The sequence below is a fragment of the Daejeonella sp. H1SJ63 genome (assembly GCF_029360775.1).
Classification (GTDB): domain Bacteria; phylum Bacteroidota; class Bacteroidia; order Sphingobacteriales; family Sphingobacteriaceae; genus Daejeonella.
On sequence record NZ_JARKMZ010000030.1, the window covers coordinates 1 to 17,206 of the forward strand.

Consider the following 17,206-nt stretch of genomic DNA (forward strand, 5'->3'; position numbering starts at 1 on the left):
TACTTCTATTGACATTTCTTTAAAGAACGTGGCGCTTTCCCTTCACGGTGCAGCTTATATTTTCTTTCCCGCAATTGCAGGATCGTAAATCTTTCAGTTTTTGTTCCCTTTGGCCTTGCGCCGCCGGTGTGTTTTTTGATTCCCCTTTCGTTTGGGACTGCAAAGGTAGAAACATTTTCCACTCCTGCAAAATTTATTTTAAAGTTTTTTTTCAACCTCTCTCCACTGCTCTCCTCAACCACGCTCATCCTAAACCTAAACCCTAAAACCTTCTCAAACAACAACCCCACATCTCCTTCGTTGCGGGGTTGCAAAGGTAACATCTTTTACCTCTCCACACAACTCCTGACAAGAAAAAAATTGCAAAAATTACTAACTGCCTGAACCTGAAGATGAAAAAAATTAAAAACAATTTCACATCAGCCTTATAACAAGTATTCCTGTATTTTTGATCTAATTATGAGCAGCAAACTACCCCCGGCATTGATCAGATCATTAATAGTGAATCATCATATTGAAGATGAACTGTTTATCAAAACACATGATAGTTCTGAACCGCTTACATCAGTCAGATTAAATCCTTTTAAGCCAACAGGCCTATTCAATGATGCTGAACCGGTAACATGGTGCAAAACCGGAAGATATTTGAAAGAAAGACCTTCATTTACTGCCGATCCTTTGTTTCATGCCGGTTGTTATTATGTGCAGGAAGCCTCATCCATGTTTCTGGAACAGGTACTTAAATATTCAACAGACCTTTCAGAAAACCAGAGAGTGCTTGATCTTTGCGCAGCCCCCGGAGGTAAAAGCACCCTGATCAGCTCTCTTATTACTAAAGAAAGTTTACTGCTCGCCAACGAAATTATCAAAACACGCGTGCCGGTATTATGCGACAATCTGAATAAATGGGGCATGGAGAACACCTTTGTAAGCAATAATGACCCGAAGGACTTCAAAAGGCTGGGCGGCTACTTCGACACCATAGTTGTTGACGCCCCATGTTCCGGTTCCGGAATGTTCAGAAAAGATCCGGATGCAATCAGCGAATGGTCTGAAAGTGCAGTCCAGCTTTGCAGCCATCGACAGCAGCGAATTCTTGCAGATATTTATCCTGCATTAAAAGAAAACGGAACGCTGATCTATTCAACCTGCTCCTACTCAAAGGAAGAAAATGAAGAAATATCCGACTGGCTTTGCAATAACTTTAATCTGGAAAGCTTACGTATCCCCATAGAAGCAGAATGGGGTATCGTGGAAACACAATCTGATAAGCATAAATGTTATGGATACCGTTTCTACCCGCATAAAGTAAAAGGAGAAGGTTTCTTTATCGCTGCCTTCAGAAAAAAGGACATAGCAGTTTCAGCACAGATAAAGAGGGCGAAAGAAAATAAAGGAAACAAAAAAAATGATGATATCATTAAGAGATGGCTCAATAATTCATCAGAGTTAAGTATGATCAATCATCTGGATGAGTATTATGCGCTGAACCCGGCACATGAAGCAGACCTTCAATTCCTCCAGTCAAAACTATATCTTAAAAAATCAGGGGTCAGAATCGGCAAGGTTATGGGAAAGGACGTGGTGCCAAATCATGAACTTGCAGTAAGCCTTATATATCATAAGGATATTCCCCAAATAAGCCTTAGCAGAGAAGAATCTATATCCTATTTAAAAAGGGATGAGTTAAAAATTGAATCAGAGCACAGGGGATGGGCTTTGATGTGCTATGAAGGCCACCCGCTTGGCTGGGCCAAAATTCTGAACAACCGGCTAAATAATTATTTTCCGAAGGAAATAAGAATAACCAATCCGAATGTAGTATAAATCAATACTGTCCTGTGGATAAAAGTACAAGGGTACAGGCTTCGGTTGTTTCAATACCGTTCTTTTCTGCCAGACTTTCAAGCTCCGGATTTTCAGCACCGGGATTAAAGATAATGCGCCTGGGTTTTGATTTTATGATGTAATCATAATACTCAGGCTGGTTCTGCGGACCCAGGTAAAGGGTAATGGTATCCAGATCCGTATGAATCTGCTCAGGCTTTTCAATCGGAACACCTGCAACTTCACCCTGTTTTATACCCACATTAATAATCGGATGTCCATATGCTACCAGACGGTGTGCTGCCAGATTAGCATATCTTGAGGGATTGGTGCTTGCTCCAAGTATTAAAGTTTTTTTCATTTGGTATTGAGGTAGATTAGATTGAGTTGAGCCGGATGTAATAGCAATCTGCCTTAAAAATAAGCCTGATTGCTAAAAATCAAATATACAAGGAATTCGTAAGAAAGGCATTGGCGTACTAAAATCTCACAGCAGGTTTTAAAGCAGATAACATTCCCTCATCTATCACTGTGGAAGATTTTGATGAACTGAACCATCTACTAAACACGTACTTTGAGAGTGATGAGCATCAAAGGTTCGTTTCGTATTGAACACCCAAAAAATCAGGGAAGGCTATTCACCCCACTTTAAGCTGAGACATATCTGTACCAATACCTGGTCTTCGACGTCTATTAGTCGTCTCTTCGTCGTATATTGGTCGTCTTTATGACAATTATGAACGACCAATAAATGGCGAACATAAGTCTTAGCTACATTTAACTATTGTCAAATAATCAGATTTGAGTGCCTTATGGACAGAACTTGGCCTCAGTCAGTAAGCTTACACATTCAGTGCATGGCAAGCTAAAATGCAGACTCCATCTGTAATTTAATCTCGTAAAAGCATCCCGGGATTTCTATTCATATATAAAGCATCAGGATTTTGTACAGAATAAGGTCTGATACTCTCTTTCAATTCGTTATGATTTGAAAGCAATTCCAAAGTTTTTAAACCTGATTGAAGCGGATACCGGCCTGTGATTAAGGCCGGTGAAGTATGAGCAAAAAGCAGGACTGCCGATCAAAAGAGCGACACAGCTGATTTCCTGATCATCAAAAATTAACGAAAGCAGAAATCATATTCAATCTTTCAGCAAACACAAAGACATTGGTTCATCTTAATTGACAGCCCTAAAAACCGCATCCGCACAATTCATCCCATCAATGGCCGCTGAAACAATTCCACCTGCATATCCGGCACCTTCAGCACAGGGAAATAAACCCGGCATACCGGGATGCTGGAAGCTTTCCTTATCCCTCGGAATTCTTAAGGGTGAAGATGTCCTTGACTCAACACCCACAAGAATCGCTTCGTTAGTAAAATATCCATTCATTTTCTTTCCGAAAGCAGGCAGCGCCTTTTGCAATTTCCGGTAAATCAATTCAGGAAGTACTGTTCTCAAATCTGCGCTCTTTGTACCCGGAATATAGGAATTCACAGGAAGGTCATTTGAAAGTTTATTATTTACAAAATCAAGCATGCGCTGAGCCGGAGCCACCAGATTGCCTCCTCCCGCTACAAACGCCTTTCTCTCAATGTCAGCCTGAAAGCTGAGCATTTTGAATGGGTCTTCTGCAGAGCCGGGTAAATCCTCAAGATTTACCTGCACCACTGTACCTGAATTTGCAAATGGATTATTTCTTTTCGATGGCGACCATCCGTTCACTACAATCTCATTCTCATCAGTTGAACAAGGTGCAATGATCCCTCCGGGGCACATACAAAATGAAAAAACACCCCGGTTATCCACCTGCTCAACCAAACTGTAATACGATGGGGGCAGATATGGCCCCCTGACAGCACAATGATACTGAGCCTGATCAATGATCTCCTGAGGATGTTCAATCCTAACCCCAAGCGCAAATGGTTTTGCTTCGAGCAGGATATTATTCTTTCTTAATATATAATAGATATCTCTGGCAGAATGACCCGTTGCCAGAATAACATGATCAGACTCAAATTTTCGGTCACCGACCAGTACCCCTTTCATTTTACCACCTTTGATAATAAAATCAGTAACTCTGCAATCAAAATAAATCTCCGCACCGGCGTTTAATATGTATTCACGAATTGAGGTAATAATTCCCGGAAGTTTATTGGTACCTATATGCGGCCGGGCATCAATAAGAATATCTTCTGTAGCGCCATGAGACACAAAAGTCTTCAGAACGTACTGAATATCCCCTCTTTTATTTGATCTGGTATAGAGCTTACCATCAGAATAGGTTCCTGCTCCGCCTTCACCAAAGCAATAATTAGAATCAGGATTAATAACTCCCTGCTTATTAATCAATGCAAGATCCCTTCTGCGCTGTTTAACATCCTTACCCCGTTCAATAATGATGGGTTTGAGTCCCAGTTCTATACAACGCAAGGCTGCAAACAATCCAGCTGGTCCGGCACCAATGATCAAAACCGGCTTTTTGTCGCTGACATTTTGGTATTTAACGGAAATTATTTCAGGTACCTGAAACTCATCAATAAATACATTGACTTTTAATCTGAAGACCACTTTCCGGCCTCGTGCATCAATTGAACGTTTTAGTATTTTAACCTCATTTACACGTTCAGAACTAATATTTAAGGCTTTACATGCTGAATTTCTGATGAAGGACTCATCAGATGAATGCTCCGGAGGGAGAACCAGTTCAATCTCTTTGATCATATTTTTTTGCCGGGTATTATCCCGGATATGTAACAAAGGTATGAAAATTGATTCCTATCATGTAAATTTAAGAAAAACTAAAAATCAATCATGAAAAGAATAGTATTCAGTATCATAGGCTTTTTCGCAGTGCTTTCATTAAGCTCCTGCGGATATAACAGCATGGTAAAGCTGGACGAGCAGGTTACTTCACAATGGGCACAGGTAGAAAATGTTTATCAGCGCCGTGCTGACCTTGTTCCAAATCTGGTTAACTCTGTTAAAGGAGCGGCAAATTTTGAAAAAGAAACCCTGACTCAGGTTATTGAAGCCAGGGCAAAAGCCACCTCAGTTAGTGTTGACCCAACCAAGCTTACTCCGGAATCTATTGCACAATTTCAGGCAGCGCAAGGACAGTTAAGCCAGTCTCTGGGAAGATTACTTGCTACAGTGGAGGCATATCCTGAACTTAAAGCGAATCAGAACTTTCTTGAACTTCAGGCACAACTGGAAGGATCAGAAAACAGAATTACTGTTGAACGCCAAAAATTTAACACAGTTACCCAGGAGTACAATTCTACAATCAGAACATTTCCGAATAACCTGACTGCCGGAATGTTTGGATTCAAGGCAAAAGGGTATTTCAAAGCTGATGAAGGAGCAAGCAAAGCTCCTAAAGTTGAATTCTAAAACTTATCACAGCTAATACATTAATTAACAAGATCGCCGGACTCTGAGCCGGCGATTTAAATTTCAGTCATGTCAATTTTCAGTGAAGAAGAACAAAAGCAAATCAGCAGTGCAGTTGCATCAGCTGAACGATTTACCTCCGGTGAGATTCGTATTTGTGTAGAAAAAACCTGCAGTGAAGATGTACTGGATCGTGCAGCCAACTATTTCAAAAAACTAGGAATGGATAAGACTGTGCAAAGGAATGGTGTGCTAATTTACATTGCAACAGAAGATCATCGTTTTGCAATTATTGGCGATGCAGGGATCAATAAGCTTGTTCCGGATAATTTCTGGGACAGTACAAAAGATGTTATGCTCAGCTATTTTAAGAATGGTGATCTTGCAGGAGGAATTACTGCAGGGATCAGGCTTGCCGGACAGCAGCTTCAGACTTATTTCCCGTATCAGGATGGCGACCTCAACGAATTATCAGATGACATCTCATTTATGGATGGCAAATAATGGGTGCAAATAATTACATAAGCAAGCTAAAAATGAAATTTCATAAAATACTCATCACGTTTATTCTGGTTTTATCAGGATTGGGACTAAATGCCCAGACTTTCCCTGAAAAACCGAATCAACTTGTAAATGATTATACCCAAACGCTATCTTCAGAACAAATTCAGCAACTGGAACAAAAACTGGTCGCATTTGATGATTCAACTTCTACACAAATCGCGGTTGTTCTTATTAAATCTCTTGAGGGTTATGATATCGCTGATTATGCTGTACGTTTGGCCGAAAACTGGGGAATTGGCGGAGCAAAAAACAATAATGGAGTATTATTACTGGTATCTCTGGGCGACAGAAAAGTAACTATTCAAACCGGCTACGGAATTGAGGGTGCATTGCCTGATGCTATAACCAAAAGAATCATTACCAGAGAAATTACACCCAACTTTAAAGAAGGTAATTATTTCGGCGGATTAGTTGCCGGAACTGATGCCATTATCGCCTATACTAAAGGTGAATACAAAAACGATAGCCCGAAACGTAAAGGCAAAGGCGGAGGTATTGATATCATCGTTGTCATTATCATAGTTATAGTCATCCTGCTTGCGATAAAAAAAGGCGGGGGCGGATCTGAGGTTATCGGCGGCCGTGGTAGTGCCAGTCCGTTCTGGTGGTTATTACTGGGCAGTCAGATGGGGCGTGGACATGGCGGAGGATTCGGCGGAGGTGGCGGAGGATTTGACAGTGGTGGTTTTGGTGGATTCGGAGGAGGTAGTTTTGGTGGCGGTGGGTCAAGCGGCAGCTGGTAATTTAGCGAAAAGGGGAAAGCCAAAAGCTCAAAGGATAAAGCTTCAAGAGATCTGAATATGAGTCATCTCAACTGGGAAAAACTGTCATCTAAATATCTCGTCAGAGAAAACTGGGCTACTCTAAGGGTTGATTCCTGCAAAATGCCTGATGGAACCATCATTCCCGACTATTATGTACTTGAATATCCCGATTGGGTTAATGCAATTGCATTGACCGGGGATGGAAAAGTTATCCTGGTAAGACAATACCGGCATGCCGCTGAAGAAGTTATTCTGGAACTTCCCGGAGGTTGTATGGAAGCGAATGAGACTCCGGAAGAAGCTTTAAGAAGGGAAATGCTCGAAGAAACGGGATATGTATTCAACGAAATTGAATTCCTTTCTACTGTTTACGGGAATCCGGCCACAGCTAATAATAAGACCTATTGTTATCTGGCTACAGGCGGGAAAAAAGTTGCCGGGCAGAAACTGGACAAAGGTGAAGAAATTGATATTGAACTGGTAAGCCCTGAAAAATTAAAAGAATTGGTTTTGAAAAATCAATTCGGACAGGCCCTTCATACCAGTGGGATATTTTATGCTTTGGTAAAAATGGGACTGCTTAAATAAGGCAGACCATTGTTTCTCCAAAGGCTTAATTAATTGTTACCTGGTTAATTACATTTGATTTAACCACACTGAAAAAATTTCGCTCATGCCGCTGGGCACTTCCTTTTCCCTGCAGCTGGAAAAGGAAGCAATGCCGAGCCACCCTCAGCGGCGAGACCACGAAAGCAATTAAAAGACATAAAAAACTTGAGTAACGCCGCGGCTGTCCGGTATTTGTTGTAAATCCACATTTTATCCTGTAAGTGCAATCCAAACCGTATCCATGGTGGTGAGATATGAATGTTTCTGCAACACTTCTCCGGATTGCTTAGTACCTGTGCTTTATGATTGTTAAAATAAAGGATAAAATGCGCCTTTCCTGCCAAATCCCGGAAGGCCGATCTCTGCAAGGCTCAATACCTGCAAGTTATGAATGATTGTCAGTCATGGCAGGATTCCAACCAACGTTAATAGTATACAGGGGGTACCGAAGGACGACTCTCCCGGTGTTAAACCGGGACCTATGCCAGCAAGATCAAAAAACAGAAGCAAATTAAATCAAATAGCAATACCGAGCATTAGACTTTGGGATCATATAAGGAATGCTTTCATATAGCAATATCCCCCAATTCAGCGATCGCTGTTTTTTGATGTGCGGTTGACTGGTGGCCAAAGGCACCTAGGGATTGAAAGAGGCTTTTGGGTACTTTTGGCCGTCAAACCTGAGCCGCCCTTCAGCGGCGAAAGCATGAACACCTTTAAAAACAATAAACAAAAGGTGAATAACACCGAGCCCTCCCGGCGATAGAGGGAGGAAAGGTTATGAAGGGGGGGGCTTACATTTAAATCTTAAAACAAGGGGCACAGTTTTAAAGACTCAAACAAGGCCTTTTTACTCTTTCAGATTTAACCTGATACTTTGAGGCTTAATTGAGTTAATCCGGAAGGGCAAAAGCAACATACGAATCTCCCGATTTTACCCCCAGTTTTCCTCCGCCGCAGGCAATCACCAGATATTGTTTACCATCAATCATATAGGTTGATGGACTCGCAAAACCGGCTGCAGGAAGTTTAGCCTCCCAAAGTATTTTTCCGGTATTCTTATCAAAAGCCCTGATCTTTTCATCAGGAGTGGCCGCAATGAAAATCAAGCCACCTTTAGTTACCACCGGTCCTCCGTAATTACGTGAACCTGTTACTCCAAAGCCCCGTTTAATCAACTCTGCATATTCACCCAAAGGAACTTTCCATAAAAGTTTACCACTATTCAGATCCACTGCATTCAGCGTTCCCCACGGAGGTTTAATGCCGGGGTAGCCGTCCTTATCAACAAAACGATCGTATCCCTTCATGTTATACGGAATTTGGCGTTTTTTGACTTCTCCCGAAGCGACAGGCAAATTTCCTGATTTCGAACTTGTTTCTGTTCCCAATAAAAATGCAGCAATGGTTTTTCTTTCTGCTTCAGGAATATGATTAAACGACGGCATTCTGTTCCGCCCCTGCTGCAGGATCTGACCGACCTGGACAATAGTGTATTTTTTATTCAGATTCTCCAGAGAAGGGTATTCTGAACCACTGCCTTTCAATTCGGCTCCATGACAACTGATGCAGTATTTATTGTAGAGAACCCTGCCCGGACTAATACCAGCGCCGGTATTCAATGGTGCATCGAGCATAACCTGGGTAGAAGGAACCTCATTACTGTTTACATAAAGAATCTGAGTTTCCATATCTACGGCAGCACCTCCCCATTCACCACCACCTCCAAAATCAGGGAACATCCAGCCTCCCTCCTTACCTGGGGGAGAATAATGTGCTCTGTTTTTAATCTTAAGATATCTGGCCATTAATTCCTGATGGGTTTCCGGACTAAGATTGCTTACATCCTCAGGGCCGAATGTCTGGCGGGAAAATGGTTCAGGCAGTGTCGGAATTGGCTGAGTAGGCCATGGTTTTTCACCGGGTAAAGCACCCTCCTGAGGAACCGGAACCTCAGGAATCGGAAATACCGGCTTCCCATTAGTACGGTCAAGCAGATACACATAACCCTGCTTGGTGATCTGAGCCAGTGCATCAATTTTCTTTCCATTATGGTTTACTGTAATAAGATTAGGAGCAGCAGGCAGATCACGATCCCAGAGATCATGATGCACTACCTGATAATGCCAGATATATTTCCCTGTAGCTGCATCGAGAGCGATGATACTATTCGCGAAAAAGTTTGATCCCTTACGTGTACCTCCATAAAAGTCGGGAGAGGCCGAACCTGTAGGGATATAAACGATGCCCCTTTTTTCATCAAGAGACATTCCGGTCCAGTTATTTGCACCACCGATATTTTTCCAGGCATCTTTATCTTCCCAGGTATCATAACCAAATTCACCGGGCTGAGGGATAGTGTGAAATATCCACTTCCTCTTCCCTGTTCTGACATCAAATGCCCTGATATGTCCGGGTAAAGCATCCGCATCCTCAGACAAACTCATCCCCAGAATAAGCAGATCTTTATAGATAACTCCAGGTGTTTTAAGAAGCAATGAACCATCCTGAGTTTTGGGAATATCAAGTCCATCCTTTAATTCAATGTATCCGCCCCTGCCAAATTCCTTTACAGGCTTCCCGTTTAAAGCATTCACTGCATATAACCTGGAAGCTACCCCATAAATAATGCGTTTATCTGTACCTGTCTCATCCTGCCAAAACATCACTCCCCTGCTGATCCCGAATCCTGTGCTTTCATCACTCATGGATGCAGGATCAAATACCCATTTCTGTTTGCCGCTTGCAGCATCCAAAGCATACAGCTTAAATTTAGCACTGGTTACGTATAAATTACCATCTATTACAATTGGATTGCACTGCATTTCGCTACGATTGGATGTATCCCTGTCGCCGGTGTTGAATACCCAGGCTACTTCCAATTTTGATACATTAGCGGTATTGATCTGATCAATACTTGAATAGCGGTTTGCATCTTTTGTACCTCCATAACTTGACCAGGTTGAATAATCGGCATTCCCTGATTTTGAACAGGAATTAAGAATTAGTCCTGACAAAGCAATCAGGAACAAACGTGACTCTACATTTATTTTCACAGGGATACGCTATAATTTTAGATGACTATAAGCAAGTAAAGAATTTCAGTGAATAAAAACAAGTAATCAGGTAATATTCAGAATCTTAGAAATTAAAAAACCAATCCGGGGATTGGTTTCAAACTCATTAGACGTACTACAAATTATTCTAAAATTCTGACAATCAGACAGTTTAGCTCATTTTTAATTTTTTCTGGATATCCGCAACATAACCTTTGAACTTTTTATCTGTATCGATCAGATCATCAACAGTCTGGCAGGCATAGATTACAGTAGAGTGATCACGACCACCAAAAAAGGCGCCAATCGATTTCAGTGAAGTTTTGGTATGAAGCTTTGCCAGATACATGGAGATCTGACGAGCCTGAACAATCTCGCGTTTCCTGGTCTTGGACTTAACCATCTCAACCGGAACCTCAAAATACTCACAAACCAATTTCTGAATGTATTCCATAGAAATTTCCTTGCTTGAATTTTTTATAAAATTCTTCAGCATGGACTTCGCAAGATTCAAATCAATCTCTTTTTTATTAAGGGTTGATTGTGCCAATAAGGAAACCATTGCACCTTCGAGCTCACGAACATTATTGTCGATGTTATGGGCTACATATTCAATAACTTCGGAGGGCAGTTCAATTCCATCTGAATACATCTTCTTATTGAGGATAGCCATACGGGTTTCCAGATCAGGCACCTGAAGATCAGCAGATAGTCCCCATTTGAAACGGGAAAGCAATCTTTCCTCTAAACCTGAAAGATCCTTGGGAGCCTTGTCTGACGTAATAATCAACTGTTTACCTGATTGATGCAGGTGATTGAAAATATGGAAGAATATATCCTGTGTTTTCTCTTTACCGGCGAAGTTATGTACATCATCCATGATCAGTACATCCATTGCCTGATAGAAATTCACAAAGTCATTAATATTATTATTCTTTAAAGCATCAACAAACTGCTGGGTAAATTTCTCGCAGGAAACATAAAGCACCAGTTTATCTGTTAAAGTACGCTTGATCTCGTTACCGATTGCCTGAGCCAGGTGGGTTTTCCCCAAACCTACACCGCCATAGATCATCAGCGGATTAAAAGATGTTCCTCCTGGTTTTCCAGCAACTGCATATCCGGCTGAACGCGCAAGCCTGTTACAATCGCCTTCAATGAAATTCTCGAAAGTATAATTCTGATTTAACTGAGGGTCTACCTGCAATTTCTTCAGGCCCGGAATCACGAAAGGGTTTTTGATGTCCTTGTTCAGAGAAATCGGCATTGGCATGGACTGATTTTTACCCTCAGCACCATTGCCATTTGATGGCATATTGGTTGTGTATGGAATACTGGTCGAAGACTTTTCCACAACGATGTTATACTCCAGTCTTCCTTCCTCTCCTAACTGCTTTTTTACAGTTTTTCTGAGCAGCCCAACATAGTGCTCTTCAAGCCATTCGTAGAAAAATAAACTCGGCACCTGTATAGTCAAAACGTTACCCTCTAATTTTAAGGCTTTTATCGGCTCGAACCAGGTCTTAAAGCTCTGGGCCGGTATGTTATCCTTAATAATCTGAAGGCAGTTATTCCATACATGTGTACAAGTTTTTTCCATATAATTTTACTAATAATCTGATTTACAACCGATGCCGAAAGAAATGTTGATAACTCTTTGGAGTATCGAATATTCGGAAAAAAATCCGATTAAAAAACTAAAATTTAAAATTAGTTTTAACTTATTGTAAAAGAGAATAATAAGTTATTTTTTGTTGATTTTATATCTCAAAAAGAAAATCGATTTATACGCCTTTTACCTGACCAAATTCGGACGATTTCAGAGTGTTTATTTGCCTCCCATTGGACAATTAATTCATAAGATACTGTATATGAACACTTATGGTTTATATTGCTAAATATTTACTCTTCAGGATAATATTTTCGGCACTTTTATACTTATTTATTTATCAACAACATCCTGTTAAGCCTTTCCGGAAGACCAAAACCTGAGATAAAATTTCAAAGCAGATTATAAGCCCTGTGCCTGGTATTCTCCAAACTCCCGGCGAAAGGCATCTGCTATTTCTCCCAGGGTAGCATAAGCCTCAACAGCATTTATGATAAAGGGCATGGTATTAGTTCCGGATCTGACTGCGGTGGTTAACTCAGATAGTGCATTCAGGACAGCCGCAGCATCCCTGTCGGATTTTAAACTGCTCAGATTTTCTGTCTGAATTTTACGTATGGAATCATCTACCCTAAAAACTTCTGGTCTCAGACCTTCTGTATCTTCATATTTATTAACACCAACCAGTATACGAGCCTTATTTTCAATATCCTTTTGATATTCGTAGGCCGAAGCGGCAATTTCACTTTGAATATAACCTGCCTCAATTGCAGCCACTGCCCCGCCCCGGGCATCTATGGCATCAATATACTTCCAGGCTGCTGCTTCAATTTCATCTGTCAGCGACTCCACAAAATAAGAACCTGCAAGCGGGTCGACGGTCTCTGTGACTCCACTTTCGAAAGCAATAATCTGCTGCGTTCTTAATGCAACTTTAGCAGCTTCTTCGGTAGGCAAGGAAAGTGCTTCGTCATATCCATTGGTATGAAGTGACTGAGTACCCCCTAAAACGGCAGCCATTGCCTGATTTGTAACTCTAATGATATTATTCAGGGGCTGCTGAGCGGTCAGAGTTGAGCCTCCGGTTTGCGTATGAAATCTCAGTTTTTGTGCTGAAGGGTCTGTGGCTCCAAGACTCTGGCTGATTTTTGCCCACATTCGCCTGGCTGCCCTGAATTTTGCAATCTCTTCAAAAAAGTTATTATGGCAATTAAAAAAGAAAGACAATCGTTTTGCAAAAACATTAATGTCGAGCCCCTTATCCAAAGCAGCTTTTAAATATTCTTTGCCATTTGCAAGGGTAAATGCCAGCTCCTGTACTGCTGTTGAGCCTGCTTCGCGAATATGGTATCCGGATATGGATATTGTATTCCATTTGGGAAGCTCTTTGCTGCAATACTCAAAAACATCTGTTATTAGCCGCATAGAGGGCTTTGGCGGATAAATATATGTTCCTCTGGCAGCATATTCTTTCAAAATATCATTCTGAATGGTACCCGATATCTGCTTAAGATCAGCTCCCTGTTTTTTGGCAAGTGAGATATACATAGCCAGCAGGATCGGGGCAGTGGCATTAATGGTCATGGAGCTGCTTACCTTCTGAAGATCAATCCCATCGAAAAGAATCTCCATATCCCTGAGAGAGTCTATAGCCACTCCTACTTTTCCAACTTCCCCTTCCGACATCACGTGATCTGAGTCGTAACCAATTTGAGTTGGCAAATCAAATGCAACTGAAAGTCCGGTGGTGCCCTGTGAAAGCAGATAATGATAGCGCTTATTAGACTCAGCTGCGGTAGAAAACCCTGCATACTGGCGCATCGTCCACAATCTCCCCCGGTACATATCTTTCTGAATCCCTCTTGTAAACGGGAATTCCCCCGGCATCTCCAATGCTTTTGGCTCAGAGTAAACTTCTTTAATCTCAATACCTGAGCTGGTTTTTACTTTTTTATCGCTCATTTCATCAGAATAAAGTTTGAATATCTTCCCTAACTATAGCAAGCGATAAATCGTAAGGATTTTCACCTTCAAGATTCGCCAGGTGAAGCAATACCGATTTACTTAATTCCAGCGAACTTGAATCTTCGGGTAAAGCATTTGCAGCATTACTAATCAGGGCAATTGTATCCTCTTTCACTTTTTTAACAATGTTCCAGGTGTTGTCATTAACATAAATTTGCTGTGAGATGTTATGCTGATACTCAGCCCTTATCTCTTCTACTACTAATTGCTGCAACTGGCGGGCGGTCATTCCCGGATGATGAAGCCTCACTAACATATTAACAGGATTGACCCTTTCGAGGAAAAGCACCACCCTCTCATAAGCCTGGAGTCTCAATGGCAAGGTTTGCCTCATGCTTTCCTTTTTGAGATCAATTAACTGAACATTCAGCTTTTGGCTGAGGTGTTCTTTAATAAAATACCATGCCGTAAAGAAAACAATAATGCCGGCAATCGCATATTTTAAAATATCAAGTATATAAAGAGTTCCATTCATTGGTTTGCAATTGTTAACAGATGGTCAAAATGCCTGCAGTCAGAACAAAAGTGAGCAATTTCATGTATATTTGTTGGATTTATTAAAAGAATTATGAGTACAGAAATTGCAAGCCCAACTGCACCGGTAACTTTAACTGAAGGAGCTAAAAAAGAAATAAAAAAACTTATTCAGCAACAGGAATTAAATGAAGATTATGGCTTACGTCTGGGTGTTGAAGGTGGAGGATGCGCCGGAATGAACTATATTTTAGGTTTTGACCAGCAAAAAGATGGCGATCAGGAGTATTTCATAGACGGAATAAAGGTATTTATGCATAAGGCCCATGGTCTGTATCTGGCAGGAATGGAAGTGGATTTCCAGGATGGTTTAAATGCCCGTGGCTTTACATTCAGTAATCCGAACGCAAGCAAGACCTGTGGTTGCGGCACATCATTCTCAGTTTAACCAATTTGTAACATTTCATAGGGTCCTGTCGTCAAAGCGACAGGACTTTTTTTATATTTATACTATGGCAGGGACAATGAGTTATTCCGAAAATGTCAAGGTAGCTCTGCAATCCGTTAAGGGTAACAAGCTCAGAACATTTTTAACAGCGATCATCATCGCAATTGGTATAACTGCCCTTGTGGGTATCCTAACTTCTATAGATGCCATAGAAGGCTCATTAAACAATACTTTTTCAAGTATGGGAGCCAATTCCTTCACAATCAGAAACCGGGGTATTGGTATCAGGATCGGGGGTGGCGGACAAAGACCTAAACGCTATAAATCAATAGACTACCGGCAGGCAATGGAATTCAAGGAAAGTTTTAATTTCCCTGCTACCATTTCAGTAAATGTATTTGCTTCATTCGGAGGAACCGTTAAATACGGAAATGAAAAAACGAATCCTAATATATCTGTATTAGGAGCAGACGAGAACTACATACAATCAGCCGGATATAAACTGGCTTCCGGCAGAAATTTTTCTCAATCGGAATTGGAATATGGCACAAGTGTGGTAATCATTGGAAATGAGATTAAGACACGTTTATTTCCAAATCAGGATCCCATCAATAAAACGATCAGTATTGGAAGCAATAAGTTCAGAATTATAGGTCTTTTTGAGCCTAAGGGATCAAGTATGGGCTTTGGAGGAGATAAAATCTGTGTTATTCCACTTTACCGGGCCAAACAGGTTATGTCAATTACAAATCCATCATACACCATTTCTGTTATGAGTGATGATCCGGCTCAGATGGACGCTGCAATTGGCGAAGCTACTTCCTTATTCAGAAACGTCAGAAATCTGAAAATTGCAGATGAAAACAATTTTGAGATTACCAAAAGTGATGCAATTGCTCAAACTCTTGTAGAAAATTTAAAATTTGTAAGAATAGGCGGCATAGCAATTGGCGCTATTACACTGATAGGTGCTGCAATTGCGTTGATGAATATCATGATCGTTTCTGTAACCGAAAGAACACGCGAAATCGGGATCAGAAAGGCCATTGGTGCAACCCCAATTGTCATAAGGAGGCAGTTTCTTATCGAAGCTATTGTAATCTGCCTGATGGGAGGTTTAACAGGAGTTTTTCTCGGAATCCTTATCGGGAATCTTCTTTCAATGGTGATGGGAGGCTCTTTCATCATGCCATGGGCATGGACCATACTGGGATTAAGCCTCTGCGTTGGTGTAGGTCTACTTTCAGGAATGTATCCTGCGGTGAAAGCTTCAAAGATGGATCCCGTAGAATCACTTAGATACGAATAGAAAACAGGAAGGAAGATAAAACAAGAAAGGTTTCTAACTATCTTTTTCCGTACTGTTCTTCGTAATAAGACTGATAGGATCCTGAAGTTACACTTTGCAGCCATTCATCGTTATGCAGGTACCATTCAACCGTTTTCTCCAAACCTTCTTCAAACTGAAGACTTGGTTTCCAGCCCAGATCATTCTGAAGTTTGGTCGAATCAATGGCATAGCGCAGGTCATGCCCTGCACGATCAGTTACATAAGTAATCAGTTTAGCAGAAGTTCCGGGCTCCCGTCCCAGCTTCTCATCCATGATTTTACATAATAAACGGATCAGATCAATATTTTTCCATTCATTATGACCGCCGACATTATAAGTGCTTCCGCTTGCAGCCTTGTGATAAATAACATCAATTGCCCTTGCGTGATCCTCAACCCATAGCCAGTCGCGTATATTTTCTCCCTTTCCGTAAACCGGAATAGACTTATTATTCTTGATGTTATTAATAGACAAAGGAATTAATTTCTCAGGAAAATGATGAGAACCATAATTATTTGAGCAATTGGAGATCACCGTATCAATCCCGTATGTATCATGATAAGACCTCACAAAATGATCTGAACTTGCCTTAGATGCTGAATAAGGACTATGCGGATCATAGGAAGTGGTTTCAGTAAATAAGCCATCCTCGCCCAGACTTCCGTAGACTTCATCTGTTGAGACATGGTAAAAACGATGAGCTGCATAGTTATTACTCCATTGTTTACGTGCTGCGTTTAACAAATTAACCGTGCCCACAACGTTTGTCATTACGAACTCAACAGGATTGCTGATCGACCGGTCTACATGCGATTCAGCAGCGAGATGTATGACCGAATCGATCTGCTCTTCAGCAAACAATTTGTCGATAAATGGAGCATCAACAATATCACCCTTTATAAATTTATAATTTGGTCTGTCCTCTACATCTTTCAGATTCAGAAGGTTACCGGCATATGTTAACTTATCCAGATTAATAATCTGATATTCAGGATAATTATTTACAAATCTTCTAACTACATGCGAGCCAATGAACCCTGCACCACCGGTAATCAATATTTTTTTCATTCCTAAAATCTATTCTTTTAAATAGAGAACCAGAG

At 41.0% G+C, this 17,206-nt stretch carries 15 protein-coding genes; 7 read left to right on the forward strand and 8 right to left on the reverse strand.

Features of this window, described 5'->3' with window-relative positions; all coding sequences use genetic code 11:
- Positions 1-5: 5 nt before the first annotated feature.
- The gene (locus P2W72_RS11105) at positions 6-323 is read right to left on the reverse strand and encodes a hypothetical protein (RefSeq protein WP_276362269.1); all 318 of its coding nucleotides are present in this window, start codon (positions 321-323) and stop codon (positions 6-8) included.
- Positions 324-459: 136 nt separating this feature from the next.
- Between P2W72_RS11105 and P2W72_RS11110 the strand changes: the two genes are divergently transcribed.
- Positions 460-1,827, forward strand: a complete 1,368-nt coding sequence (locus tag P2W72_RS11110; protein WP_276362273.1) for an RNA methyltransferase — start codon at positions 460-462, stop codon at positions 1,825-1,827.
- A 1-nt stretch (position 1,828) separates the two neighbouring features.
- Here P2W72_RS11110 and P2W72_RS11115 read toward each other — a convergent pair whose 3' ends face one another.
- Positions 1,829-2,188, reverse strand: a complete 360-nt coding sequence (locus P2W72_RS11115; RefSeq protein ID WP_276362276.1) for a CoA-binding protein — start codon at positions 2,186-2,188, stop codon at positions 1,829-1,831.
- 818 nt (positions 2,189-3,006) lie between these two features.
- Complete coding sequence (locus P2W72_RS11120) at positions 3,007-4,554, reverse strand: FAD-dependent protein (protein WP_276362279.1); 1,548 nt, start codon at positions 4,552-4,554, stop codon at positions 3,007-3,009.
- Between the two features lie 90 nt (positions 4,555-4,644).
- On the opposite strand from P2W72_RS11120, the gene P2W72_RS11125 reads away from it, so the two are divergent.
- From P2W72_RS11125 to P2W72_RS11140, 4 genes are all read left to right on the forward strand, one after another.
- A complete protein-coding gene (locus P2W72_RS11125; RefSeq protein ID WP_276362282.1) occupies positions 4,645-5,223 on the forward strand; it encodes a LemA family protein in 579 nt (192 codons plus the stop codon).
- A gap of 69 nt (positions 5,224-5,292) precedes the next feature.
- Positions 5,293-5,727 carry a TPM domain-containing protein gene (locus P2W72_RS11130; RefSeq protein WP_276362285.1) on the forward strand — a complete coding sequence of 145 codons (435 nt, stop codon included), beginning with the start codon at positions 5,293-5,295 and terminating at the stop codon, positions 5,725-5,727.
- A gap of 32 nt (positions 5,728-5,759) precedes the next feature.
- Positions 5,760-6,530: a TPM domain-containing protein gene (locus P2W72_RS11135; RefSeq protein ID WP_276362288.1), complete on the forward strand. Its 771-nt coding sequence runs from the start codon at positions 5,760-5,762 to the stop codon at positions 6,528-6,530.
- 57 nt (positions 6,531-6,587) lie between these two features.
- Positions 6,588-7,139 (forward strand): NUDIX hydrolase, encoded by a 552-nt coding sequence (locus tag P2W72_RS11140; RefSeq protein WP_276362291.1) that lies wholly within the window; start codon positions 6,588-6,590, stop codon positions 7,137-7,139.
- Positions 7,140-8,053: 914 nt separating this feature from the next.
- Here P2W72_RS11140 and P2W72_RS11145 read toward each other — a convergent pair.
- From P2W72_RS11145 to P2W72_RS11160, 4 genes are all read right to left on the reverse strand, one after another.
- Entirely contained in the window at positions 8,054-10,216 is a 2,163-nt protein-coding gene (locus tag P2W72_RS11145) for a PQQ-binding-like beta-propeller repeat protein (protein ID WP_276362293.1), read from the reverse strand.
- Between the two features lie 172 nt (positions 10,217-10,388).
- Positions 10,389-11,816 (reverse strand): chromosomal replication initiator protein DnaA, encoded by a 1,428-nt coding sequence (gene dnaA / locus P2W72_RS11150; protein WP_276362294.1) that lies wholly within the window; start codon positions 11,814-11,816, stop codon positions 10,389-10,391.
- Positions 11,817-12,227: 411 nt separating this feature from the next.
- Positions 12,228-13,787: a methylmalonyl-CoA mutase family protein gene (locus P2W72_RS11155; protein ID WP_276362297.1), complete on the reverse strand. Its 1,560-nt coding sequence runs from the start codon at positions 13,785-13,787 to the stop codon at positions 12,228-12,230.
- A gap of 4 nt (positions 13,788-13,791) precedes the next feature.
- The gene (locus P2W72_RS11160) at positions 13,792-14,325 is read right to left on the reverse strand and encodes a hypothetical protein (RefSeq protein WP_276362300.1); all 534 of its coding nucleotides are present in this window, start codon (positions 14,323-14,325) and stop codon (positions 13,792-13,794) included.
- A gap of 93 nt (positions 14,326-14,418) precedes the next feature.
- Between P2W72_RS11160 and P2W72_RS11165 the strand changes: the two genes are divergently transcribed.
- Positions 14,419-14,772, forward strand: a complete 354-nt coding sequence (locus P2W72_RS11165) for an iron-sulfur cluster assembly accessory protein (protein ID WP_276362303.1) — start codon at positions 14,419-14,421, stop codon at positions 14,770-14,772.
- A gap of 64 nt (positions 14,773-14,836) precedes the next feature.
- Positions 14,837-16,081: an ABC transporter permease gene (locus P2W72_RS11170; RefSeq protein ID WP_276362305.1), complete on the forward strand. Its 1,245-nt coding sequence runs from the start codon at positions 14,837-14,839 to the stop codon at positions 16,079-16,081.
- 37 nt (positions 16,082-16,118) lie between these two features.
- Here the strand turns inward: P2W72_RS11170 and rfbB are convergent, their stop codons facing one another.
- Positions 16,119-17,171 (reverse strand): dTDP-glucose 4,6-dehydratase, encoded by a 1,053-nt coding sequence (gene rfbB / locus P2W72_RS11175; RefSeq protein ID WP_276362308.1) that lies wholly within the window; start codon positions 17,169-17,171, stop codon positions 16,119-16,121.
- Positions 17,172-17,206 lie beyond the last annotated feature (35 nt).